The organism is Micromonospora sp. NBC_00617 (genome assembly GCF_045161355.1).
In the GTDB taxonomy this organism is placed as follows: Bacteria; Actinomycetota; Actinomycetes; order Mycobacteriales; family Micromonosporaceae; genus Micromonospora.
Window position 1 is genome coordinate 5,147,491 of the sequence record NZ_CP107751.1, and the last position, 24,098, is coordinate 5,171,588.

General features: G+C 67.7%; 16 protein-coding genes and 1 pseudogene. 13 read left to right on the plus strand and 4 right to left on the minus strand.

What is annotated here, in order from left to right:
• The first annotated feature begins 13 nt into the window (after positions 1-13).
• The 3 genes from OG505_RS23645 to OG505_RS23655 all read left to right on the plus strand — a co-directional run bounded on the left by OG505_RS23645 (position 14) and on the right by OG505_RS23655 (position 3,058).
• A complete protein-coding gene (locus tag OG505_RS23645; RefSeq protein ID WP_405427645.1) occupies positions 14-682 on the plus strand; it encodes a GNAT family N-acetyltransferase in 669 nt (222 codons plus the stop codon).
• A gap of 326 nt (positions 683-1,008) precedes the next feature.
• The gene (locus OG505_RS23650; protein ID WP_405427647.1) at positions 1,009-2,094 is read left to right on the plus strand and encodes a tetratricopeptide repeat protein; all 1,086 of its coding nucleotides are present in this window, start codon (positions 1,009-1,011) and stop codon (positions 2,092-2,094) included.
• A gap of 85 nt (positions 2,095-2,179) precedes the next feature.
• Complete coding sequence (locus OG505_RS23655) at positions 2,180-3,058, plus strand: hypothetical protein (protein ID WP_405427649.1); 879 nt, start codon at positions 2,180-2,182, stop codon at positions 3,056-3,058.
• A gap of 126 nt (positions 3,059-3,184) precedes the next feature.
• Here the strand turns inward: OG505_RS23655 and OG505_RS23660 are convergent, their stop codons facing one another.
• The 3 genes from OG505_RS23660 to OG505_RS23670 form a co-directional block, all read right to left on the minus strand.
• Positions 3,185-4,009, minus strand: coding sequence for a class I SAM-dependent methyltransferase (locus OG505_RS23660; protein WP_405427651.1), 825 nt, complete (start codon positions 4,007-4,009; stop codon positions 3,185-3,187).
• A gap of 80 nt (positions 4,010-4,089) precedes the next feature.
• Positions 4,090-5,553 carry a tyrosine recombinase XerC gene (xerC, locus tag OG505_RS23665; RefSeq protein WP_405427653.1) on the minus strand — a complete coding sequence of 488 codons (1,464 nt, stop codon included), beginning with the start codon at positions 5,551-5,553 and terminating at the stop codon, positions 4,090-4,092.
• 196 nt (positions 5,554-5,749) lie between these two features.
• The gene (locus OG505_RS23670; RefSeq protein WP_405427655.1) at positions 5,750-6,043 is read right to left on the minus strand and encodes a DNA-binding protein; all 294 of its coding nucleotides are present in this window, start codon (positions 6,041-6,043) and stop codon (positions 5,750-5,752) included.
• A 1,863-nt stretch (positions 6,044-7,906) separates the two neighbouring features.
• Here OG505_RS23670 and OG505_RS23675 point away from each other — a divergent pair.
• The 9 genes and pseudogenes from OG505_RS23675 to OG505_RS23715 all read left to right on the plus strand — a co-directional run bounded on the left by OG505_RS23675 (position 7,907) and on the right by OG505_RS23715 (position 20,448).
• Positions 7,907-8,773: a hypothetical protein gene (locus OG505_RS23675; protein ID WP_405427657.1), complete on the plus strand. Its 867-nt coding sequence runs from the start codon at positions 7,907-7,909 to the stop codon at positions 8,771-8,773.
• A 405-nt stretch (positions 8,774-9,178) separates the two neighbouring features.
• Positions 9,179-10,147: a replication-relaxation family protein gene (locus OG505_RS23680; protein WP_405427659.1), complete on the plus strand. Its 969-nt coding sequence runs from the start codon at positions 9,179-9,181 to the stop codon at positions 10,145-10,147.
• A gap of 622 nt (positions 10,148-10,769) precedes the next feature.
• Complete coding sequence (locus OG505_RS23685) at positions 10,770-11,705, plus strand: replication-relaxation family protein (protein ID WP_405427661.1); 936 nt, start codon at positions 10,770-10,772, stop codon at positions 11,703-11,705.
• A gap of 819 nt (positions 11,706-12,524) precedes the next feature.
• Positions 12,525-14,000 carry an ATP-binding protein gene (locus OG505_RS23690; RefSeq protein ID WP_405427662.1) on the plus strand — a complete coding sequence of 492 codons (1,476 nt, stop codon included), beginning with the start codon at positions 12,525-12,527 and terminating at the stop codon, positions 13,998-14,000.
• A gap of 58 nt (positions 14,001-14,058) precedes the next feature.
• Positions 14,059-16,842, plus strand: a complete 2,784-nt coding sequence (locus OG505_RS23695; RefSeq protein WP_405427664.1) for a Z1 domain-containing protein — start codon at positions 14,059-14,061, stop codon at positions 16,840-16,842.
• Positions 16,839-17,135, plus strand: a pseudogene (locus tag OG505_RS23700) (PD-(D/E)XK motif protein); the annotation flags it as partial. The gene OG505_RS23695 and the pseudogene OG505_RS23700, both read left to right, overlap by 4 nt.
• Positions 17,122-17,844 (plus strand): PD-(D/E)XK motif protein, encoded by a 723-nt coding sequence (locus OG505_RS23705; protein ID WP_405427666.1) that lies wholly within the window; start codon positions 17,122-17,124, stop codon positions 17,842-17,844. The pseudogene OG505_RS23700 and the gene OG505_RS23705, both read left to right, overlap by 14 nt.
• Positions 17,837-19,846 carry an AIPR family protein gene (locus OG505_RS23710; protein WP_405427669.1) on the plus strand — a complete coding sequence of 670 codons (2,010 nt, stop codon included), beginning with the start codon at positions 17,837-17,839 and terminating at the stop codon, positions 19,844-19,846. The genes OG505_RS23705 and OG505_RS23710 overlap by 8 nt, the downstream gene beginning before the upstream one ends.
• 152 nt (positions 19,847-19,998) lie before the next feature.
• On the plus strand, positions 19,999-20,448 hold the full coding sequence (locus OG505_RS23715) for a very short patch repair endonuclease (RefSeq protein WP_405427671.1): 450 nt from the start codon (positions 19,999-20,001) through the stop codon (positions 20,446-20,448).
• Positions 20,449-20,458: 10 nt separating this feature from the next.
• On the opposite strand, the gene OG505_RS23720 is transcribed toward OG505_RS23715, so the two are convergent.
• Positions 20,459-22,396: a DNA cytosine methyltransferase gene (locus tag OG505_RS23720; protein WP_405427673.1), complete on the minus strand. Its 1,938-nt coding sequence runs from the start codon at positions 22,394-22,396 to the stop codon at positions 20,459-20,461.
• 909 nt (positions 22,397-23,305) lie between these two features.
• Between OG505_RS23720 and OG505_RS23725 the strand changes: the two genes are divergently transcribed.
• Positions 23,306-23,914 carry a hypothetical protein gene (locus tag OG505_RS23725; protein ID WP_405427675.1) on the plus strand — a complete coding sequence of 203 codons (609 nt, stop codon included), beginning with the start codon at positions 23,306-23,308 and terminating at the stop codon, positions 23,912-23,914.
• Positions 23,915-24,098: the final 184 nt, after the last annotated feature.

Sequence of the window (24,098 nt, forward strand, 5' to 3'; positions counted from 1 at the left end):
TTGGAGGAATCTCATGGACGTCATTCCGCGTATCCGTGCCGCCCGGTGGGCGGACAAGGAACCGGTCGCCGCGCTGATCGCCGACGCCCTGCATTCCGGCCCGCTCGCCCAGTGGCTGGTACCCGACCCGACCTGCCGGCGGCGGATCCTCACCGACGTGGCGGTCATCTGGGTGGAGCACGCCATGTTCTTCGGCGACATCCAGATCACCGACGACCTGAGCGCCGCCGCGATGGGCTTTCACCGCTACCGCAGCATCCCGCCACCGTCGAACTACCGCAGCCGACTGGCCGACGGCGCCGGCCCGCACGCGCGGCAGTTTGAACTCCTCGACCAACTACTCACCCAGGTCCGACCCACCGAACCTCACTACCACCTGGCAGTGCTCGCCGTCCTTCCCGCCGCCCGGCGACGCGGTATCGGCGCGGCGATGCTCACCCACCACGAGAGCCGCCTCGACCGCATCGACATGCCCTCCTGGACCGAGACCATCCATGGCAGCCAGGACGTGTACCGCCGGCACGGCTACCTCCCGAGACCCGCGCTCACCCTGCCCGACGGGCCGCTCATCGCCCCGATGCGCCGCAACCCTCACCCGGCTCCCGGAGCCTGGCCCGTGAACACCGCCAGGCCGGCAACCGTCACCGCGCCGACGCGCCCCCAGTCCGACGCGCAACGCTAGGCCGGGTGCAGACGCCCAGGTCCAGGTCACAGCCCTGACTGAGTTTATCGATCACCGTCCCCGCGTCACCGCCCGCCAGCTGCGCTCGGCCCACGAAGGGGGCGTACAAGCCGGTCGCCCGCCCGTAGAGGGACGGCAGGGGCGACCGACGTGGCCGGCGACGACGGTCCCCCGCTGTCGCCGCCGGCCACACCCTCCGCCCAGATCGGCAGCAGCCTTGGGCCGTGACCGCCTGCGCCACTCCAGCGGCTCTACCCGCACCCACCACCCGAACACGAACAGCAGGAAGGAACGCCGATGCCGACGCGGACGCCAGTCCTCGCCGCGTGGACACCCGCCTTGTCGCCGAAGTCGTCGCCGCGAGCATCGAGCACGCCGCCGTCAACGGCCTGCACCGAGCGTTCCGGGACGTGGCCCGCGGCCATGGCCTGTCGCCCGCGACGGTCGAGGAATGGGTCTCGCGGGCCCGCGCCGTACAGGCCGCGCCCGTGCCACCCGACCTCCTGGCCTGCCACACCTGCGCGCGATCCATGGTCCTCATCCAGCTGCCCGGCTGCGGCAGGGTCTACCTGTGCTCGCCGTCCTGCGGGCGCACACCGGTTCTGGCCGACGAGATCCGCGACGCCGTCGCCGCAGTGATCCTGCACCGCACCCCACACCTTGTCCCAGCCGGCAAGACGACCCAGGCCGCCTCCTACGCGCTCGGCCCGATCCACCGCGTCGCCGTCGGCGCGACCGGCACAGACCTGCACATCACCTGGAGGGCCATCTCACGCCAGATCACCGGCCCGATGATGGGCATGGCTCAGCGTCTGAACGTGGCCCAGCGCCACGCCGCCGACAACACGCTCGAACGTGCCATCGACGTCCTGCACAGCGGGCTCCTGCACATCAATCCCACCAGCGGCAGGCTCGCCCTGGACACCGCGACCGCCCGCGCCGCCGCGCTCCTGGCCACCCTCACCCTCACCAGCGGCGAGCCAGCCGCCGCGCTGCCCTGGGCCCAGTGGGGACACCGCAGCCTGCGCCACCTCCTCCGAGACCCCACCAACCCGGAGGTCCGCGCCGCCCTGCGCGTCCTGGCCGCCACCCACCGCGCCGCCGGGAACCTCACCGCCGCCAGCGACTGCTACAGCGACCTCATCCGCCACCACACCCAAGCCGACGGACCCTACGCACTACCCACCCTCGCCGCCCAAGCCACCCTCGCCGTCGTCCTACACGAACACGGCCGCCAGGAACCGGCGCGGCAACTGCTCGCCCGGACCATCGCCGACCACCGCCGCGCCCATCCCCACCACCCCGCCGTCGCCCGCATGGCAGCCGCCCTGTACCGCATGCACACCACAGCCACCAACCCGCCGGGTCACCCCACGCGCTTCGCTATGACCGCGACGCCCGGCACCAGCTAGACCGCCCGCACCTGACCACCCACCACCGGGACAGCCTGCCTGGGCGCACCCGCACCAGACTCGCATCGGAAGGACACGAGACACCGTGCTCCGCACCACCCCCACCACGCGCCGACGGCCGGCAGGGCTAATCGCCGGCCTCCTCCTCGCCGGCTGCCACCCCGGACCCTCCGCCCCGACACCGGCCACACCAACCCCCGCGACGCCACCAGCGTCCACATCCCCGGCGCTCGCGGCGACCGCGCCGGGCCTCACCCCACAGCAGCGCCTGCGCCTGCTCGCCGACACCATCACGGCCGCCCCCGCCGATCAAACCGTCGGCCTGCCCTACACCTACCTGCACACCCAATCCTGGACCCGCGCTACCAATGTCATCACCCGCTCAGACCTACAGCGCTGGCGCCGCGATGCCGATGAATCCGGGCGCGAGGTGACGCGCCGGCTCCCCGACGTGCGTGGCCTCGCCCACCGCCCGACATCCGACGAGCGCCGCCAGTTCGCCGCTGCCGGCCTAAAGACGACGCGATACGTCAGCGGCGATCTCGAGCCGTACCTTCCCGAACCGCTGACCACCGATTCTGCGAAGCTTGCTGGTGCGCTGGCCCCGCGCGAGCTGGCCGGCGAGGCCGCATACCCGCGCATGCTCGTCCACGGCGTCATCGGCGTCGCCATCAGCCAATACCTCGACCGAGCACAGCGCGCAGCCACACTGCGCGTCCTCGCGGACGTGCCGACCATCGCCTACCAGGGCGAGCGGACTGACCTCACCGGCCGAACGGGCCTCGGCTTCACCGTGACGGCCGACAACTCCCAGACGCAGCTCATCGTCCACCCCCGCACGGGCGAAATCCTCTCCGCCCACGAACAGGTGCACGGTGCGAAGCCTGGCCTGTTCTCCTACCTGTTGATCCTCGAACGCGGCCACACCGCCACCGACACCGGAACACCCTCCGGGCGGCCCTGAGCTGCCCCGTCCAATGAGAGGGGCGCATCGGCTTGCAGGTGGTGTCCGGCTCCTGCAGTCCCGGCTGGCCCAGTCCCTGTTGAAGGCGTGGATCGCTGGCGGCCTTCAGTCGTCCGCTGCCCGCTTTCAAGAACCGGCCGGAAGGGCGGAGCTGTCTCGCCGCGGCGCCGTGTACAGCGCGGTGACGTAGTGGTCGATCGCCGTCGCCCCGGGTTGGCGGGCGATCACCTCGGCGACGCCGTCGAGGAACGCCTCGCGCTGGTCAGTACTCAGCTCGCGGACGTTCGGGAAGGTCCCCCACAGCCCGCGCGCGCCGTGCGGGGTCAGCTGGTGCTCCCAGCGGATCATCTCGACCTGGACGGGGCCGAACCAGTCACCTGCCCGCAGTTCCGCCGTGCGCTCGGCGACCCGCAGCGGCGCTGGCCTACCGGCGGGGCCGCGCCCCTGCCCCGGTAGCCACCGTCGGTACACCGCGTCCAGCTCCGTACGCCAGGGCGGGCTGCGGTCGGGGTCGCCGAAGACCGTCCACCACACCGCCAGCCCTCCGCCCGGCCGCACCAGGCGGGCCAGCCGTCGCACCGCTGCGCCCGCGTCCAGCCAGTGGAACGCGGTGGCGCAGACCGCCAGGTCGAAGGTGTCGTCGGGCAGCGCCACGGTGGCGAAGTCGCCCTCGACGACGGTCACGTCGTGGCCGGTCAGGTTCGTTCGCAGCCGAGTTGCCAGCCGGCCACCGAGTTCCACCGCCAGCACCGACGCGCCGGCGTCCACGAGGTGACGGGTCACCTGCCCGGTGCCGGGTCCGATCTCCAGGACGCGCGCACCCGGTCGCAGCCCGCACTCGGCAAGCACCTCGTACACCCGCCGCGGGTATCCCGGCCGGGCCGCCTGGTAGTTGTCCGGGTCTTCGTCGAAGCTGCCCCGCCGGCTCAGCCGCTGGTCGTCACCGCCCATGTCGCGAGCGTATTCGCTCGGGCGACCGGGGCCGGCCCGGCCGCACACGGTCGTCCGCCGCCGCTCTCGTGAGGTGGGGTTCATCCCGCCTTGCGGCGTTTCTGGTTGATCTTCTTCGCGACAGCATCGGCGGCGTCCTGGTGCATCCGCCTAGTGACACTCTGGTAGGTGTCGCGAGTCAGGGTCGTGGTGGAGTGACCGAGTTGCTCGGAGACGACTTTGATGTCGATGCCGGCGTCGAGGGCGATGGTGGCGGCGCTGTGGCGTAGGTCGTGCAGCCGGGTCGGGGGTAGCCCGGCTTTGCGGACAAGCCGCCGGAACCGTTGGGTGACGACGCTTGGGTGCCACGGCTGCCCGTCGGGGCGGACGAAGAACAGTCCGGTGTCGGGCCACGCCGGGCCGGCGGCGAGTTGCCACTGGGCGCGGTGGGCCCTGTAGGCGGTGAGGACCTTGACGGTGTCGGCGTCGAGGGCGACGTCGCGGTTGCCGGCTCTGCTCTTCGGCGGTTTCTGCACAGCGGTGTAGCCGTGGGTGGCGATCTGGTTGTTGATGGTGGTCTCCCGTCGGTGCAGGCGAACCTCGCTGTCACGCAGGCCGCACGCCTCGCCGCGGCGGGGTCCGCGGTAGGCCATGTAGTGCCACATCGGATGCAGGTCCGGAGCGTGCGCGGCGGCGTAGTCGAGGAACCGCACGACCTGGGAGTCGGTCCACACCATCACCGGTCCGGGGACCTCGCCGGTGCTCTTCCACCGCTGTACGCGTTCGTCCTCCCACACGATTGGCAGGGGCCGGTCGGCGGGCACCTTGACCAGGGCTGCGGGGTTGGCGCCGACGATGAGTTCGTCGGCGAGGGCGTCGTTGATCGCCTTGCGTAGACAGGCGCGGATGCGCTGGCGTGTGCTAGCGCCGGTGGGTCGCACGCCAGTGACGGTCGTGCGGGTCGCTGGTTCGGTGCTCGCCTTCGCGGCGGTGATCTCGTCGTTGCGGCGCTCGATGGCGGCGAACATGGCGCGGATGTGGGTGGTGCGCAGCTTGTCCAGCGGGATGTCCCCCAGGTGTGGGACGAGGTGGACCCGGGTGATCGATTCGTAGCCGCGCTGCGTGTTCGCGTCGACCGTGAGGTGGGTCAGCCAGCCGGTGAGGTACTCGGCGAGGGTCGGCATGTCCGCAAGAGGGCCGTCGCCGCGCAGCCGCTGCCGTAGGCGGTTGACCTCGGGTAGGGGGCGCTTGGCCCGCACCGCGGCCTGAAGTAGGTCGGCGATGTCGGTGCGGCGCCGCCGGTCCCCACGCGGGGCGAGTGCGAGCAGTTCCCGGGCCTGGTCGAGTTCGTCGGCAGCGGCGCGGCGGTTGGGCAGGCCGGCGCGGCGTAGTTGGCGACGTCGGCCGTCGGCGGTAGGTGGGAGTTCGAGTTGGTAGGCCCAGTGGCCGTGCTCGGAACTCCAGGCGCGGTTGGGGCGGCGCAGCTTCGGACAGTCGTTGCCGAAGGGCTTGCCGGTGGCGGGGTGGCGGCAGCCGCAGCGTTTGAAGACGCTTCCGTCAGGCATGGCAGGTGGTGCTCCTCGATCGGGTGGGGGTGCATCGGTTTCGTCTATCGACATCCACGCGTGATCCGCGGGCACGATCAAGTCGCCGGGAGCGTCAGACGACGGTCCCGGCGCAAGGTCGGGGCTGGAAGAGGGCCGCGCGTTGGCGCGGCGTGAGAGTTAGACAGGTGGGGCCCGCGGTCGGCGCGCAAGGCGCCTACGGTGGGGCACTCGTGGCACCGACGGCGCGCTCCGGCGTGGTGCCGGGGTCACCCAGGTGCAGGGCGGCGAGCAGCGGCGCCGTCGGTATCCGGTAGTGGGCGCCGACGCGGAAGTGCGGCACGGGGAACGCGTCGCGGCGGATCAGCTTGTAGGCGGCGGAACGGGACATGCCGAGCGCCGCCGCGGCGGTTGCCAGGTTGGTGCTGGCACCCAGGGCGCGGATCCGCTCGGCCGTCCACGTCGGCTCCCGCTCACCCGCGGCCGCCTCTTCCCCAGACTGCGGTGGCACGGTTCGAGTGCGTCTGGACGATCTCATGGTCATCTCCTCAACGGTGGGTACGGCGTACGGCGTCAGGCACGGGGGCGCGCGGCGGTGAGACCGGATGCCCGGATGCGGACTCGGCCCTCACGGCCGGACCGCAGGAGCAGATCCGACAGGCGCTCGATCTGGCTCGGCGACATCCAGCACGGCCGGCCGGGACAGCTCAGGCGCCGCTTACGTCGGTGCTTACACATCTCGATGTCGGCCCCGCGCCACGCCGGTCAGGGCACTGACATCTGTAAACCCGCGCCTGTGTGCTCTGGCGAACGCCTGGCTGACTCACCGCCGCTCACAGGGGCTCACAGGCCGCCCCCCGTGCGCTCACACGGGGCCGGTGCCGATACCAACGCCGATGCGCCGCCGCCTCGGCGCCAACCACCCGGACAGTGGCAGAAGTCGATGACATGGTGGGCGGCGTGGCGGTTGACGAATGCTCCGACAGCCTGTCCTCCGAGGGCTCCGCCGCGGTGCCAACGTGTCACACGGCGAAGTGGCACGACCGGCAAGGCACTCATGCAAGTCGATGACAAGTTGTCCGCGAACATGTCCGTCACCGACGAGCGCGGACAACGCTGGCGAGCGGTTGACACACCCGCCTACGCGGCGCGGTGATGTCATGCCGGTTGGCCATCGCCGCCACGGGACGGACCTCCGCCAACCTGCGCCAGTGTCACTCCAGGCCGGTGACACGCGAGGAAGAGTTGTCCCGGGCCTGATCAGCGACCCGCCGGACAAGTTGTCAACGATGAGCATCGGTGACATGTGCGACGTCACGGACACCGGTCCAGGCACGGAGGACACGCTGTGCCCACCTTGAGGCCATGGCCGCGCGCACGATACCCATCGACACTTCCCGACGTCATGTGACCGCTCGTGAACGCGTGTCCGGACAAAGTGACACAGCGCCCATGCCGACGTTCCTGCCCTCTCGGACGCGGTCGCCAACGCCCGCACGGACAACCTGTCAATCGACCGCCCTCGTTGACACCGGATCGCCCGCTTCACGGGCGAGGCAGCCGGGACCGAGGGTTCTCCCACTGGTGCGCACACCTCGGCGGTCGACATGGGTGAGGCGCCGGGCATGACGCCCAGGGACGAGGACGCGGCATTTGGTCGGGGTTCGCGCCACGCCGGCGTCGTCCGCTGGCCTACCGGGCGTGCCGGCAGCGGATGCCACGCCGCTGTGAGTCGCTGTGAGTCTGTGTGAGCGGCTGTGAGTCGCTGTGAGTGGGAGGGTGTATAGGGCCCCGGAGACTCTCTTGTCGGACACTTCTCGCACCCGCCCCTACGCTCACAGCCCTGCTCAGCACCCCTAGCGGGAGTGACCAGCGGCGGTGCGACCTCAGCGGTGAAATGGCTACGACGCGCCTTCGACGGCACGAAGTTCATCGGCGCTGTCAGTCCGACGCCAGCCAAGGTGGTTCGGGTGCCAACGAGAGTGATCCGACCGCCGATGACGGACGAGATTCGCTGACCAAACGGGCGTGGCCAGCGGCTGTGAGTGACTGTGAGCCGCTGTGAGTGACTGTGAGCGGTGGGCGCGGCTCGACGATCGTGACCTCTTCGCTGAGCCGTCCGGGTGCCGCCCACGGTGCGCCTCGGTGGCTCACAGCCCTGCTCAGCCGTACCGCGGCCCGTCCGCCTCGCCCGCTAGGCGCCGGACTGACGCCCGGAGTTCGGGTGGGGCGCTACGGCGGTCCGCTGGGGGCAAAAGCGGGCCTGACCTGCGCTGTGAGCGGTTGTGAGTGGGTCGTGGCGTAATCGGCATTCCAGCGTCGCCGGAACACGGCGGCGACGCCCGATGGTCTTTCTGGCCTAGGAGTACTGATCATGAGTGTGTCCGACACGATCTTCCCTGCCGCGCCCCTGGACGCCGTCGATGTCGCGTTCGCGGCGCTGACCAGCGACCCGGCTCTCCTGTCCCTCGACCTCGACATGTTCGGTCCGGATGACGGCCTGCCAAGGGGTGTCGTGGCGCTGCCGGCGCTGCGGGACTGGCTGCTGGCGAACCCGCGCGCCTACACGGCCCGCGACGCGGTGTGGCGGGAGTTGATCCGTCGTGCCCGCCTGGACGGGCCGCAGTGGGTCATCGCTGCGGTCGGCATGGCGATGCCGGCGCTGCGCCGCTACGCCAGGCGCTTGTCTGACGGCTACCGCGGTGACCCCGACGACATCGGCGCGGAGATCCTCGCGGGTTTCCTGGCTGCGCTGCGGAACCACGTGGACGTGGCCCGCCGGGCGCCGTACGCGTCGTTGTGCCGGGCCGGGTGGCGCGCCGGGCACGCGCTGCGACAGCAGGCCAGCGAGTTCGTTCCGGTCGAGGACGTGGAGCGCGTCACGGGACCGCGGACCCCGCAGGTGCCCTACGGGCATCCGGACGTGCTGGTACGCCGCGCGGTGCGCCTGGGGATCCTCGACGCCGACGACGAGCAGCCCTACATCGACGTGCGACTGGGACGGCGTGCCATGGACCCGATCGCGGCCCGGATGGGCATCAGCACCGACGCCCTGCGCATGCGGTTGGGTCGCATCGACACCCGCCTCGCCGAAGCCCTCGCCAACGGCATGCTGACCGGCGCGGCGTCCCCGCAGGCCGCCGAGGCGTTGGCGGCGCAAGCCGAACGCCGGGCCAGTCTGCGCACCGCCAGCCGCCGTCGCCTCTCCACCACTACCGCCACGTCGACGGCAGTCGCGTAGGTCGGCTCCCTCTTCTCGCGGCGCCGTCACTTCCCCCGGTGAGGGCTCCTGGGACGGATCACCTCAACTGAGAAAACCCCTCGTTGTGAGTGGCTGTGAGTGGGGCAGGCGTTCGCCAGAGCACACAAGCGGCGGTTTGTTAATGACGGCGCCAGAAGCCGCGCTCCGATTCTCGCCGTACCGCATGACCGGCCGGTGATCCGGCCGCGCGGACCAGCCGGTTCCGTGCCCGGGCTGCCGTCCGGACACGGAACCGGCGATCTGGCAACGCCCTGTCACCCACTGCGACGCACGACCGCGGTGGCGTGATCCGCCCGAGGTGTGCCGCACCGACGCGGTCACACAGGCATTCATCCGCCCCTGCCACCCCCTATCCGGGATGGCGCCATCTTGGAGGTACCGGTCATGTCGACCACCTACCATCCCCAGTTCACTGTCCCGTCCACCCGACCGATCCCGGTGGAGCTGCTCCTGGCCGAGAGCGGCCGCATGCGCCTGCCCGACTGGTGGGCCGTCGAGATGCTCGCCGAGCACCGCGTCCTGACCACCGCGCAGCTCACCGCACTCGGCTTCGCCACCACCACGGCGTCGGCCACCCGACGTCTGGCGATCCTCGCCCGCCGCGGCTGGATCGACCGCCTCTGGGACACCAGCGCCGCAGCCACCGCCGACACCTCGTGGTGCCTCGGCCCGATCGGCGCCCAACTCACCCCACTCGACGAAGACCGCGACGTCACACCGGCGCAGGTGTACCGGGCCCGCGACCGGCTCCGCGAACATCCGGGCCTGCCCGGCCTGCTGCAGGCCAACGACTTCTTCGTCGACCTGGCCACCCACGCGCTCAGCAAGCCCGGGAGTGACCTACGCACCTGGTGGTCAGCGCGCACCTGCCGATACGTCACCGCGGCGCGACATGCCGCCTGGCACGGCGAGTACATCCACGACCGCAACCGCCACGCCTTCTGGTACCAGCCCGACCCCGGCGAGATCCGTCCCGCCGACCTCGCCGACCACGTCCACGCCTACCGACACCTGGCCGAACAAACCGGCATGGCGAACCTGCTGTTCCACGCCGCCGACCCGCAGCGCGAGCAGGAACTACGCCGCCACCTCGAGCGCCGCAACACGCGGCACCTGACCGTCGTCACCAGCAACCCCGAGCACGGCCACCCGGCCGACCCGGTCTGGCAGCCGATCGGCGAGACACACCGCCTCGCCCTGACCGACCTTCCCCACACCCCCGAGCAGTGGCCGCCCGACACCGTGACCTTCAAGGAGGTAAGGCCCCGAGCCCCACACCCCATCTACGACCCCGAACGCCCCTACGAAGAATCCATCGCCGACGGCGAGTACCACTACCCGCCGCGCCCCTGACCAACCGACCACTGCTCCTCGACCGGCCCACCCGGGCCGGTCGAGGAGCAGACCGGGGCGGCCAACGAAGCGCCCCCCGTCACAGTCAGGGGGCTGTCGGAGGTTGCCGTTCGCTTCGAACCCGAACGGCAACGCCTGCGGCTCTCACACCGCAGGTCGTAGCCGCTGTGAACAACTTCTTCCAACAAGGCGACTGACTGCCCGTGTCACCGGAAGTTCGCCGTACGCGCGCGACCAGGCAGGTTGGCATGTCCAACCAGGCTTCCGCACAGCCCTGCGGACCTCCGGTTGCGCCCGCCCGCTGCGGCCGCGGGGCGTACCAACCTCACACCCACTCGCACCTCTGACCTTGGAGCACCAACGATGATCACCCCGCACCGCGAACCTCACCAGCGTCACCGGCCCGACTCACACCCACCCTCACCACACCGTCTGGCCGAACCCGTTGTGCCCGGCGCTTCAGCGGTCAGTGCCGATCTCCGTTCTACCGTCCGTCTTGATCCTGACCCCCAACCCGACCCCTCACGGCCGCTCACAGCCCAGGTCAACCCCGCTGTCAGGAGTCTGGGACCACTCCAGACAGACCCTCCAGTCTTGGGTCTCTCCCCCAGGGCTTGTGCCCATGGGTAAACACCTACCCCCGGCGGACCCGCTGCTGCGCCTGCAGGCCAGCATCACCGCCCGCGACGACCGGCTGCTGGGCTGGCTCTACGACCACGGCGTGCTCACCACCGACCAGATCGCCGCCGCCCTGTTCCCATCCCTGGACTTCACCCAACGCCGGCTACGCCGGCTCATCCGGCTGCGGGCGGTCGACCGGTTCCGACCCAACAAAGCCGACGGAGGCTCGCACCCCTACCACTACGTCCTGGACCAACTCGGCTACGACCACGTCCACGCCCAACGCGGACTCCCACGAGGCCGCCGGGACCAAGCCCGCCGCCGCAAACACTCCCTCACCCGCCGGCCGGACCTGCCGCACCTGCTCGGCGGCAACCAGATTTTCATCGACCTCGCCGCCCACGCCCGCACCCACCCCGACACCGACCTCGTCCGCTGGCAATCCGCATCCGCCTACCACGAACCCGGCGCCCTCTACCGCGAAGGCGGCGACCCCAACATCATCCTCGCCGGAGCGACCGGCTTCCCCCGCCCGGACGGCGCCGGAATATGGACCGGGGGCGGACGGTCCGTGCCGTTCTTCCTCGAGTACGACACCAGCGGTGAGAACCTGCAGGTCCTCATCGACAAAGTCATCAAATACGAGCGCCTGTACATGCTGAGCACCTGGGCATGGCCGGTGCTGTTCCACCTACCCTCCGCACGACGCGAGGCGAACCTGCACCACCGCCTCGCCGGCACCGACCCGAAGGCGGTCATCGCCACCACCACCGCCGAACTACGCACCGCACTCGCCGCCAGCCCCGCCCACCAGATCTGGCAACTCCCCGGCCGCACCGGCCGTCACCGCCTCATCGACCTGCCCTACACCGACACCCGCCACGACGACGAGTTCCCCACCCACACCGCCCCCGACGAGGCACGGCAGGCCGCCTGATGGGGACGGGGCGGAGCACACGGCGCGATCGGCGGCTCGGTGGCCCCACACACCGCCGAACCGCCCGCGCCCACCCCGGGGCTGCGCCATCGCCCCACCTACGCACGTACCGAGTCGACGAGGCCGGACCGCGCCTCGGGCAGCGTGGGCAGCAAGGGCTCGCGAGCTGTCAACGTCTGTCAGCAACGCTGCTCTGCGGAAGACAGACCCCGAGCGCCCGCCACGTTGCCGTATATCGGCTGCCTACTCCGGTGGTGGTCACCACCGCCACCACCATGGTCGGGGTCATCGCAGTTGCAACTGCGGTGTCGCACCAGCCCTGGATGCTGGGCAAGTCCCTCGTCGCCGGCGTGCTGGTGGCCAGCGAGCCGGGCTACTCGGCCTCGCTCTTGGGACCGTCGGCTGGACCGCGGTGCTCCTCGGTGCGGTGGTGCCCTACCTCCTCGCCATCCCAAACGCTGCCGCGCAGTTGCGGCGTTCCGACTACCCAGATGATTAACAAATACCGTTCGGGCCATACCTCGTAGCCGGAGCACTCTTGGCTGCCTGCGTGCCTGGCACATAGGAGTGCAGAAAGCCCAGCCCGGATCGGACGTATGCTCTCAAACCAACTTTCGAGATCGACATCGCTCCAGTCTGGAGAGCGTTAGGCGCCCTTGTCTCCATTACCATCGGCCCGGTGAAGGGAGTGCGCGTGCGTAGGCCGACGACGCTGAGGCAACCCCCGACCTTTGCGGTTCTCCCTTGCATGGTCCGCTGTATCCGGGAAAGCCGCACAACAAGCAGTGGCCCTGTCAGGGAAGCAGGCTGTTACGGTCTATGACGTACGACATCGCGGCCCCCGAACCCGCGGGCATGGTTGCTTCGCTCAGCTCCCTGGGGTACTCGCTGCCGGCGGCTGTCGCGGATCTCATCGACAACAGCGTCTCGGCGGAGGCTCGTAACATCGACGTCGAGTTCACCTGGGCGGGGCGAGACTCGTGGATCGCGGTCGTCGACGACGGCAGGGGTATGAGCATCCAGGAGCTCGTAACGGCGATGACCGTGGCGGCGCGTGGGCCTGCGACGTCACGCGCCTCCACTGACCTGGGCCGTTTCGGAGTGGGCCTGAAGTCGGCCTCGTTCTCGCAGTCGCGGCAGCTCTCCGTGGCCACCGCCACGGCAGGTGACTGGCACGTACGGACCTGGGATCTCGACGTCGTCGAGGAGACTGGCGAGTGGCGGCTGCTCCACGGGGCGGATGTCGACACCACCACCGTGCTGGACAGACTTCGGAGTGCCACTGACCACGGCACGATCGTGCTCTGGCGTCGGCTCAACGGTTACCACGGCGGTGATGTGAGCGAGGAGGACGAGCGCACCCAGAGGCAGTTCTATGCCGAAGCAGCCCGTACGGAGTCACATCTCGCAATGGTCTTTGCCCGCTTCCTCACTGGGAGTCATCGCCGGAACCTGCGAGTGTCCGGGAGCGCTGTGGAACCCTGGGATCCGTTCATGAGCAACCACCCCTCGGTGCAGCGGCTCCCCACTGAGAACCTGCCCCTCGCGGGCGGTTCCGCACGGGTCGAGGCTTTTATCCTCCCCAGCGCCCACCGGCTCACGCCGGAGGAGTATGAGGCAGCTGCGGGACCGCAGGGGTGGCTCGACCAGCAGGGTTTCTACGTCTACCGCCGCAACCGGCTGATTCTGGCGGGCGATTGGTTGGGGCACCGGGGCATGCGCCGTGAGGAGAAGTACAACCTGGCGCGTATTGCCGTCGACATCCCGGCGGAAACAGACGCCGAGTGGAGCGTCGACGTGAGGAAGTCCAGCGTAGTCCCGCCCGTCGGTCTACGGCAGCACCTCAACCGCATCGCGAGACAGGCCCGGGCGTCGGCGGCGGACGTGTTGCGGCACCGTGGCCAGGTCGCTGCGCGTACTCATGGTGATCCTCTTTCATACGCTTGGAACGTGCGCCGAACGGACGGCAGGGTCTCCTGTCGGATCAACCGCAACCATCCACTGGTCCAGGCCGCGCTGAGACCTGGTGGCAGCAACACCGCAGACGTACGCGCGTTGGTTCGACTGCTGGAGGAGACGGTGCCCGTCACTGCCCTGCGCGTGATGCACGAGACGGACACCAGCGACGACCCGGAGCCGTTCGGCGGACCAGGGCCCGCCGGCGAGGCGGCGATCGAGGTAGCACGACGTATCTACGAGTCGCTCGTTTCGGGCGGACGCTCGCCCGCCGCCGCGCGCGAGAGGTTGCGCACTATGCCCCCTTTCAACCAACTGCAGGGTTTCTGGAATAGATGAGCCCTGACTTGTTGTCGGCGGCCGTTCCTGCTCCTTACGTTCCGCTGGAGGTTGCCACGTGAGTGCCCCTGTCGACGAGCCCATGGCCAAGGCCACGCGCCTGGTTCTCGGGTTCCTGCCTCAGGATCGTCAGCCGAAGCCGGAGGAGGTGCAGACCGCGGTCAACGCGATTTTTGGAATGCTCGCCTCGCAGGGGGAGAACCTTGACCGGGACCAGTTGGCCAAGGAGATAGAGGCAATGACCGCCGTATTCCAGGAGCGGTCCATGGCGCTTGTCGATCCCAAGGGGCACGAACCCTGGCTGCCCGAGGCGAAGAACGACCGAGCCTGGGACTTCTGGGAGCGTTACCGGCGGTACCTCGAGGACGTCGTGAACCTTCCACCATGGGTCGTGAGGCGGCTGGACCAGAGTTCCGACGAGGTGCTCAGCCAGATCGAGGATCCGCGCCGGCCTGGCCGCTGGCGTCGGCAGGGTCTGGTGATCGGCCAGGTGCAGTCGGGCAAGACCGGTCAGTACATCGGGCTTGCCGCGAAGGCTGTGGACGCGGGATACCGGTTCATCGTGGTCCTTGCCGGCATCCACAACGATCTTCGGAGCCAGACACAGCTGCGGATCGACGAGGGACTTCTGGGCTTCGACACCCAGCACCAAAGCAGGTCCAACGAGGAGGGTCGCTCTCGTGCGATCGGCGCGGGTGCCATGCCCCTCGCGAAAAAGCTTGATATCGCATCACCAACAAGCAGCGCGGAGAAGGGCGACTTCGGCCTTGCGACGGCCAAGGCCATCAACTTCCCCCTTGGCAGCTTTCCCGTCGTCCTCGTCGTCAAGAAGCACTACAAGATTCTCGATTACCTGCGCAAGTGGGTGACGGACGTCCACGGAACCGAAGGCGAACACGGCGACAAGGTCGTGAAGGACCTCCCCCTGTTCGTCATCGATGACGAGGCCGACAACGCCTCGATCAACACGGTCCGCGACCCCGAGGCAGACCCAACCAAGACCAACGACGCGATCCGTAGGCTCATCAAGAGCTTCGACAAGGCCGCCTACGTCGGATACACGGCCACTCCCTTCGCCAACATCTACATCGACCCCGACGTCGACCACGACACCGTCGGGGAGGACCTCTTCCCGTACAGCTTTATCCGAACTCTTCGGCCCCCCTCGAACTACCTGGGTCCTGAGCGGGTCTTCGGTCTGCAGGTCGACGACGAGGACGAGGACGACGTGGAGCCGCTGCCGCTCGTACGGCACGTGAACGACACGGACACCTGGCTCCCCACCAAACACAGGTCCGGTGACAGCCCCGGCGACAGACTCCCGCAGTCCCTTCGCGACGCGATTTCCTCGTTTGTGCTTGCCTGTGCGGCTCGCCGGGCGCGGGGCCAGACGAAGGTCCACAACTCGATGCTGGTGCACGTCACCCGCTTCACCGCCGTGCAGACCCTGGTACGCGACCAGGTTGACGACCACCTACGGCTTATCGTGGAAACGCTCCGTGACCGGTACGGGAAAGGCCCCACGCTTCGTGCGGAGCTCAAGGCTCTCTGGGAGCAGGACTTTGTTGCCACCACAGCCTGTTTCCCGGCCGACGAGGCCCAACGCCTGACCTGGGAGCAGGTATCGGAGCAGCTCCTACCTGCCCTCAGGAAGATCCAGGTCAAGACCGTGAACGGGGCGTCCAAGGATGCGCTCGACTACTACGAGAACCGGCGGAACGGCCTGTCCGTCATCGCCATCGGGGGACAGAAGCTTTCCCGTGGCCTCACCCTGGACGGCCTGACCGTCAGCTACTACCTGCGTGTTTCGAAGACATACGACACCCTCCTGCAGATGGGTCGGTGGTTCGGGTACCGGCCCGGCTATGAGGACATGTGCCGTCTGTACACCACGCCCGCGCTTCAGGCGGCCTACGCGGAGGTCACGGCTGCGACCGACGAACTTCGCAGGGAGGTCGAGGAGATGTCGGCGCTCAGACTCACCCCGAGGGAGTTCGGGCTGAAGGTTCGGTCCTCCTCGCTGGGACTCACCGTGACTGCGGCCAACAAGATGCGGCAGGGCACGAAGATCCTCCTCAGCTACTCGGGGGAGGGACCCGAGACGGTGATCTTCAACTTTGCGGACAAAGCTGTAGAGAAGAACTTCAAGGCCCTCGAAGCCCTGGTTCGCCGGCTGGACGCTGTCGCGGAGTCTGTACCCGGTCCCCCGGTGGGTAATGTGCGGTGGCAACGAGTGCCCCCTGGCGTCGTTTCCGAGTTTCTCAGCTCCTACGAGCCCGACCGCATGGCTCAGCGGGTACGTCCGGGGCTCATTGCCAGGTACGTGGAGCAGTGCGCCAAGGTGGGCGAGCTGGGCAACTGGACGGTGTGCCTGGTCAGTAACACGACGCCGAAGGCCACCTCACTGCCCATCGCCGGGCACACCGTCGGTCTCGTGACCCGCAAGCCTCTCAATCCCGGCTTCAGGACCGAGGGCAGGTACACGATTCGCCGAGTGCTCAGCCCACCAGACGAGCTCATCGATCTCGGCGAGGCGCAGCAGGCTGCAGCATCCGACGCCGCGAGAAAAGCCGCAGAGGAGAAGGAGAAACCGTCAGTCCCGAAAACGCCGGCGGGCCCGCACATCCGACGGCAGCGGCGGACCGACCAGGGACTCCTACTGATCTACCCCATCAAGGTGCCGCAGGCTGACGACGAGGAGCCGACGACACCACCTCTTGTTCTTGTCGGTTTCCAGGTGAGCTTCCCGCACTCCGAGTACCAATCGAAGACCGAGTACATCGCCAATACCGTCTGGCTCCAGGAGGACATCTACACCATCGACGAGGAGGACGAGGCGTGACGGTCACCGAGGACGAGTGGCGGGAACTGGAAAGCCCACAGAGTGTCCCGGGACGGTCCAGCCTCCGTCTGCATCCGGATGCCCCGCTCGACATCTTTCTCTCCGTCTCTCACCCCGGCCGACAGCGCATGCTGGTGTTCAGAGCGGACGCGCGTTCCGTCGACCCGATCGTGCGGTCGGTGGGTCGTCTCCCCACAGCGGCCGGGATCGAGATGAGCCTGAGCGCGGTGTCGCGGACCGAGTACGAGCTGCAGGTAATCCTGACAGCGGACGGGCTCCGTGAGGTGTTCAACCCGCTCGTCACCGGCCGATACTGCCAGGGTCGCGAGCGCCGCGGCAGAGGCTCTGGCAGCCGCCGTGAACAGGTTCGAGAGGTGGCAGGAACTGCTGCGTGCGGTGAGCAGGGACGGGCTGAGCGCCGAGGCGCGGCGTGGACTCTACGGCGAGCTTCTGGTGCTCGGGGATGTTTTGCTGACCTTCCTGAACCAGTCCGACGCAGTCGGAGCGTGGACCGGTCCCACGGGAACCAACCAGGACTTCCAGCTGCCTGAGCTGGCCATCGAGACCAAGGCCAGCGTCGCGAGGCGGCCGACGAGCGTACGAATCGCCAGTGAGAGGCAGCTGGACGGAACCGGTACGCCTGCGCTGTTCCTGGCGCTCGCCAGCCTCGACGAGCGACGCGGCGGATCGGGAGAGAGCCTGAACAGGAGGGTGGACAGTATTCGACAGCGGCTCACGAGCCCCGCTGCCCTGGCGAGGTTCGAGGGACTGCTCATTCAGGTCGGCTACCTACCCGGGCGTTCTGACCTCTACGAAGAGCCCCGGTACACCCTTCGAGAGCTGCGGTTCTGGCATGTACGCGAGGGCTTCCCCAGACTGGTCGAGTCGAATCTGCCGGAGGGGGTCGGCAATTGCACGTACCACGTGAGCACCTCGGGTCTTGATGACTACCGCACCACACCCGATGCGGTGAAGGAGCTGATCGGAGGATCCCGTGGCTGAACTCGACCTGACCGAGTTCGCGCGGGGCGTCGTTGCTGACACTCAAGCGACTGCTGATGCTGAGGGGACCACCACCCCCGAGGCGTTCACGCGCCGTGTTCTCGAGGACCTAGAGCAGGCCGGCGTCGTGTCGAACACCTTCACCGCCTACCACAAGATGCACGGCCACGAGGTTCACGGATACGGTATCGGCGACTCAGGTGAGTCCCTGGACCTGTTCATCACGGACTTCCAGCTGGAACCGCTGGAGACCAAGCTCACGAAGGCCCAGACCCTGGCGTCCTTCCGACGGCTTCTGGTGTTCGTGCAGCGATGCCGAGACGGGCTGCAGCAGCATATCGACGAGTCGTTCGACGTGTACGACATGTGCGAGGCGGTCGAGAAGGCCCTCTCCGAGGTGCGCCGGATCAGACTCTTCCTGCTCAGCAACAGGGTGTGCACCGCAAGCGAGGTTCCGGTCTCGGAGTTCGACGGCCTGCCGGTGACCCACGAGGTTTGGGACCTGGCGCGACTTCACCGTCACGCAACCTCGGGTGCGCTCGGCGAACCCATAGTGGTGCCCTTCAAGCCTCCATTGCCGTGCGTCTCCGCGCCGAGTTCGGAGGAGGACCACTCAGTGGTCCTAGCAGTCGTACCCGGTCAGATGCTCGCCGAACTGTACGCCGAATACGGTACCCGGCTCCTCGAACTCAACGTTCGCTCCTTCCTCCAGACTCGCGGTGCGGTCAACCGGGGCATCCGGGAAACCCTGCTGAACGCCCCGGGACGGTTCCTGGCGTACAACAACGGCATCACCGCGACCGCTTCACAGGTCGAGTTCGTGACGGGCCCGGACGGCGAGCCCAGCCACATCGCCGCGGTGCGCGGCCTCCAGATCGTGAACGGTGGCCAGACGACGGCCTCGCTCCATCACGCCCTGAGCCGCGACAAGGCAGATCTGTCCCACGTCCGGGTACAGATGAAGCTGACGGAGGTAGCACCCCAGCGACTCGCGGAGATTGTTCCGAAGATCTCGGAGTACTCCAACACGCAGAACCGGGTGACCCAGGTCGACTTCAGCTCCAATCACGACTATCACGTGGACATGCAGCGGATTACCCGATCCCTGTGGGCGCCAGCGGTCGACGGCAGCGGCCAGGAGACCCACTGGTTCTACGAGCGTGCGAGAGGCCAGTACACGGACGAACTGGCCAAGGCACGCACCCCAGCACGGCAACGGCAGTTCAAGAAGCTGAACCCCACAAAGCAGAAGTTCACCAAGGCGGACCTCGCCAAGTTCGTTCACTCGTGGAACCAACTGCCCTACCACGTGAGCCGAGGGGCACAAAAGAACTTTGTCGAGTTCATGCTCAACGTGGACAAGCTGCCGCCACGCGTCGACATTCAGTACTGCCAGAGAGTGATCGCCATGGGCATCCTTTTCAAGGCAGTGGACCGAATTGCCGGCATCCATCGGGCAGGTAGCCACAAGAGTCTGGTGACCACGTATACCGTCGCTCGCCTCTCGCTCGCGACCGACCGCCGCATCGACCTTGATCGAATCTGGCGAGAACAGGACATCTCACCTGCGCTGGAGGCTGCGCTCCACGACCTGTGCCCCCGCGTCATGGAGGCGGTCCTCAAGCCGGACGAGGGAAACCACGTCGGCGAGTGGGCCAAGAAGGCGGCGTGCTGGGACGCCGCGTCCAGGGTGCCCTGGAAGACTCCCCGAGATCTGACGGTGGAGTTGTTGGATCATGCCCTTGACGATGCGGCGCTCGCTGGCGGTGCTGGTGGCGAAGAGGGAGGGGGTGAAGAGGTAGCTCTCATCTCGGTCGACGAGTGGTACGCGATCGAGCGTTGGGCCAAGGAGACTCGCAACCTCGAACCCTGGCAGCGACAGTTGGCTCAGTTTGTGGGGAGGCGACTCGAATTGGAAGAAGAGGTTCCCGAGACGCATGCCGTTCAGGCCCTGCATGCTCGTAGCGAGGCGCTACGGTTGGGATTCAACCCCAGCATGTAGGACGCGCCTTGGGCGTGATCGTCACGCGCCCACCAACTTGCCAGGCCGTCCTTGCTTCCGCATCAATCGACGGGGTTCGCGTGGGCTTCGAACCGCGGCAAGAGTGTGGCACTCTCGCACTCGGATGACGTTCACGGGCCGGAGGTGTGATCATGGCCGGAGGCGGCGGGACGCTAGAGCGACAGTGGGTAACCACTGCGGAAGGGGCACATCTTCGTGGTCGGCGGGTAAGGGATACCAAGCCCGAGATCGCCCTCAGGACCGCGGTGCACCGGCTCGGTCTCAGGTTCCGCCTTCAAAGGAAAGTGACGCCGCGATGCACGGCGGACTTTGTGCTTCCCAAGTACCACGTCGCGGTATTCGTCGACGGATGCTTCTGGCACGGCTGCCCCGACCACACCCCCGGGGAGTTCCGAGGCCCCAACGCGGCACTCTGGCGAGAGAAGATCAAAACCAACAGGGAACGGGACACGCGCAACACCGAGCAAGCAACGGCTGCTGGATGGACCGTGCTTCGGATCTGGGAGTGCGAGATCAGACGTGATGTTGAGGGAGTCGCACAGCGAATCGCCAAGACCGCGGACTCGGACGGCGCGGAGTGAGGCCGACCGGCTACTCCTGACCGAAGGCCAGAGTCAGCAGGTCTCCGGGCCATTTCTTCCGGCTGGCACAGTGAGCGATGAGTGGACACTCCGAACACACAGGTTGGTCTTCCCTGCAGAGGTCCATACCGATCAACCGTATCGCGGCCATGCGTAGAGGTGCGTCCTCGCCCGCGCCCACGAGCTTCACCAGGTTGACGCGGCCCTCGCTGAGGCGGTTGGCGTGATCCGGCTCGATACCGTTCACCCGAGCCGCGACCCTCAACGTGCTCTGGCCCACCAGCATGAGATCCTCTCCGATCAGCAGCCGGTAGAGCGCCGCCTCGGCTGGCTTCATGGCCAGCTTGGCGGGTACGTCGAACCGCTTTTTCCACTGCCAGTCATAGGACCTGTCCACCAGCGGAGCCAAGCGGTTCACGCGGGCCCGGACCGGCGCCGAGGGCGCCGCGTCGAGGAGCCTCCTGAACAGGGCTGCGGTGAGCGTCTTCGACGACCTGACGTTCGTCATGAACTCCGCCATCACGGCTGGCTTGGCCTTCGCGCCGGAGACGATTGCCACCACGGCGGCCTGAAGCGGTACGGGCTTCTCGCCGGGAAACTGATACCAGTCCCCGCCGACCAACCTCTGCCTCGCCCAGTCCGTGAGACCACTTCTGACCCGACGCCAATGGGGCCGGAGCCCGGCAGGCATGGCAGTGGCGTCGCCAACAGGCTTCAGCACCTCCGCTGCGGCCTCGCCCAGCAGCGGAGGGACGGCGTTCCCGATTTGGTGGAAGGCGTCACTCCGGGTACCGGCAAACCGGAAATGGTCCGGGAACGTCTGAACCCGTGCCGCCTCCCGCACGGTGAGCGTCCGAAGTTGCTGCGGGTGGATGTACCAGTAGCCGTCCTTTGCGATATGGGCGGTGATCGTACGACTGAGCTTGTCCCAGGCCAGCTTCTTGTACTTGTCCGTGTACTTCTCCGCGCTGTAGCGCTGGTACTCCCTCTCCTCCTCTGCCAGCTTCTCCTGGAGATCCGAGTACTTGGTGTCGGGCTCCATGACCTCGAAGATCCGGTGGTCGTCGACCCGGACTCTCCGGGTCATATGGTCCCAGACCACCCCCTGAGGCGCCTTCTCGCGCATTTTCTCGGCGAAAGCGGACGGGTCGCGAGGCTTCCGGTAATTCAGCTCCCGATCTCCGACCCGTTCCGTCGGAACGACTTCCAGCTCGGGCAGGTCGCCGATGGCCTCGAGCAGGGTGGTGCGCACAGAGTCGGGCTTCCGCCACGTGAAGTCGTCGACATCCCTCCTCGCCAGAAGGATGAGACGTTTCCGATGCTGAGGAACGCCGTAGTGCCATGCGTCAACGAGCCGTACCTGCGTTGCGTAGCCGAGCTCCTCCAACTCCTCCTCGATCGTCCGGATGACGAAGAAGTCGTCGTGGAGTCCCATGTCGGGAACGTTCTCCATGAGGACCACGCGCGGGCTGATCCGCTTGACCATGTCAAGGTACGCGCTCCACAGCTCCTTCCTGCGGTCCTCCGGGTCGCGTCCATGGTTCTTGACGAGGTCGCGGATCTTGTTGCGCCCCGCCCTGCTGAACGGCTGGCAGGGCGGTCCTCCTGCGACGAGATCGATCTTGGCGGGCCTGAGGACACCTTCAAGCCTGTCGCGCTCGGCGGGGTCACCGAGGTCCATCTTCAGGCTGAGGCCCGGGAAGTTCGCCCGGTGGGTTTCCAGCGCACGCTCGTCGAAGTCCACTGCTGCTGCTGTGGTCCATCCCGCCCGCTCGATACCGGAGCTGAGGCCGCCGGCGCCAGAGAAGAGGTCCACGGCCAGCCTCTTGCCCTTGCCGAAGCCTTCCAGCCAGTCCTGGAAACCCTCCAGGGTGCAGCTGTTCTCGTTCGGATCCAGCTTGAGGTAGTCACTGCGTTGAAGAGGTACGCCGTAGTGCCCCTTTTTCACAGCACAACCCTTCGTACGCGTGGCATCAACCAGGACCAGGAGAACACAGACACGCTCGTGAAAGCAAGAATTCCGCCGCAGTGGACATCAGGACGACCTGCTGCTCACCCGTCGTGCTCCCTCGATATCGCTGTCTCGGTCCTGCGCCCCAGGTCCGAACCGCTGGTCGACTCTGGGACGGCCAATCGTAAACGACCGAGAGATCATCATGTTCACCGGTTCGACGAAAACGACCGTCAAGGACCACGCTCATACGTCCCAAGGCTGGCCCGGGAATCTGGCTGGAGCCGAGGCTCGGCGATGCCATCTTGCAACCATCGGCGAGTGGCTGTTCGGTGTCGCGGGACGAGGTATCGGGTTGGCGGCGCGATGTTGGTTCGGACCTCTCTCACCGCAGCCGTGACCGCGACCAACTGCGTTGGCCCTCTGGCCCAGCTCGGCACGCTCACTCCAGGCGTTGCTTTGGGGCGTCCGATGCTGCTGATTCCGGCAGACCTGGGCTGGTGCAGGCAGTGTCGTGCCCGTCCGGCAAGAGCGACCCCTCCTGGCGTGCGCACCCGGAATGTCGGCTCCGCCGGAGAAGTTCAGCCGGCGTCGACACCGGAAGGCAACCGGAAAGAAGCGAGCTCATGAACAGGCCCGGGGCCTCCCTACGACTCGTTCCTCCTGACGGATCCGGTCGCCCGGCAAGTTGACCAGTCGGCACCGACAAACCTGGCTCGGCGATGGTGGCATCCTGTGCCGACTCTGACCTCAAGCCCGGCCGGCGCCCTCGACGGCGCAACGGACTGTGGCCCGGCGAAGCCGCAGCACTGGCGTTGGAGGGGTCGCCACGGCCAGGCCAATGCTGAACAATCGACAAGGCCAAATCGACAGGAGCGAGAGGACGGGGAGACTAGGGATGACGACGTGAGACCAGACGACGAACTCCAGAGCCTCATCGACAGCCGCCGACAGGCGGCGCGCGATCTTCCCGGCTGGCGGTCCGCGCCGGAGCGGCTGCTCACGCTGCTCCAGCATGCGACTCGCCTCCGTGCAATGGAGTTTGCTCAAGTGCGTGATAGCGATGTGCCATGGGAGTCCGTCCTCGCCCAGATCATCACGTGGCACCACGAGATTCCCGTGGGAAAAGGGCCCTGTGAAGACGTAGAGGCCGCAGATATCTGCCTCGCCGCCCTGGAAGCGACCCGCCTCGACAACCTACGCGGCACCCTCAGGGCCGGTGGTTACGAGGTTCGCCGTCGTGGCAACGCCTTCCGGATCCGACACCGCTGGAATCCCGCAGTCGAGGCGGCCGACGCCTTCCTCGAACACGCCACCACCCCTGCCAACCTTCCCGGAATCACGTCGGTCGAACGGGCCTGGATCCGGAGCCGGCCAAGAGCATCCCGAGAACTCCCTCCGGCGGATGTCCTCCGCGCGGCGGCGCAGCGCGCGAAAACGGCTATCGACGCCTACCGCCACGCGCTGCCGGAGGGAAACCCAGGGCTGTTGCGTAGTCGGTGGCGGAGCATCTGAGCTGGGAGTTTGGGCGGAACTGGGGTCCATGTAGGACGGGTGCGATCCGTTGGTGATCATGAGGTTGCGAAGCCAATGATCACGAGAAGGACCGCACCCGCCGATGCCATCATCACCTACCGCAATGCTGCTGCCCCACCGGCCTACCGGTATACCCCTACCGACTGCGGTCACTGAGGGTGAA

What these genes read in the sequence shown, in the direction of transcription:
- xerC (WP_405427653.1), bottom strand. Translation starts at nt 5,553, where the DNA reads ATGCCTGACGGAAGCGTCTTCAAACGCTGCGGCTGCCGCCACCCCGCC.
- OG505_RS23685 (WP_405427661.1), top strand. Translation starts at nt 10,770, where the DNA reads ATGGGTAAACACCTACCCCCGGCGGACCCGCTGCTGCGCCTGCAGGCC.
- OG505_RS23675 (WP_405427657.1), top strand. Translation starts at nt 7,907, where the DNA reads ATGAGTGTGTCCGACACGATCTTCCCTGCCGCGCCCCTGGACGCCGTC.
- OG505_RS23660 (WP_405427651.1), bottom strand. Translation starts at nt 4,009, where the DNA reads ATGGGCGGTGACGACCAGCGGCTGAGCCGGCGGGGCAGCTTCGACGAA.
- OG505_RS23680 (WP_405427659.1), top strand. Translation starts at nt 9,179, where the DNA reads ATGTCGACCACCTACCATCCCCAGTTCACTGTCCCGTCCACCCGACCG.
- OG505_RS23715 (WP_405427671.1), top strand. Translation starts at nt 19,999, where the DNA reads ATGGCCGGAGGCGGCGGGACGCTAGAGCGACAGTGGGTAACCACTGCG.
- OG505_RS23690 (WP_405427662.1), top strand. Translation starts at nt 12,525, where the DNA reads ATGACGTACGACATCGCGGCCCCCGAACCCGCGGGCATGGTTGCTTCG.
- OG505_RS23645 (WP_405427645.1), top strand. Translation starts at nt 14, where the DNA reads ATGGACGTCATTCCGCGTATCCGTGCCGCCCGGTGGGCGGACAAGGAA.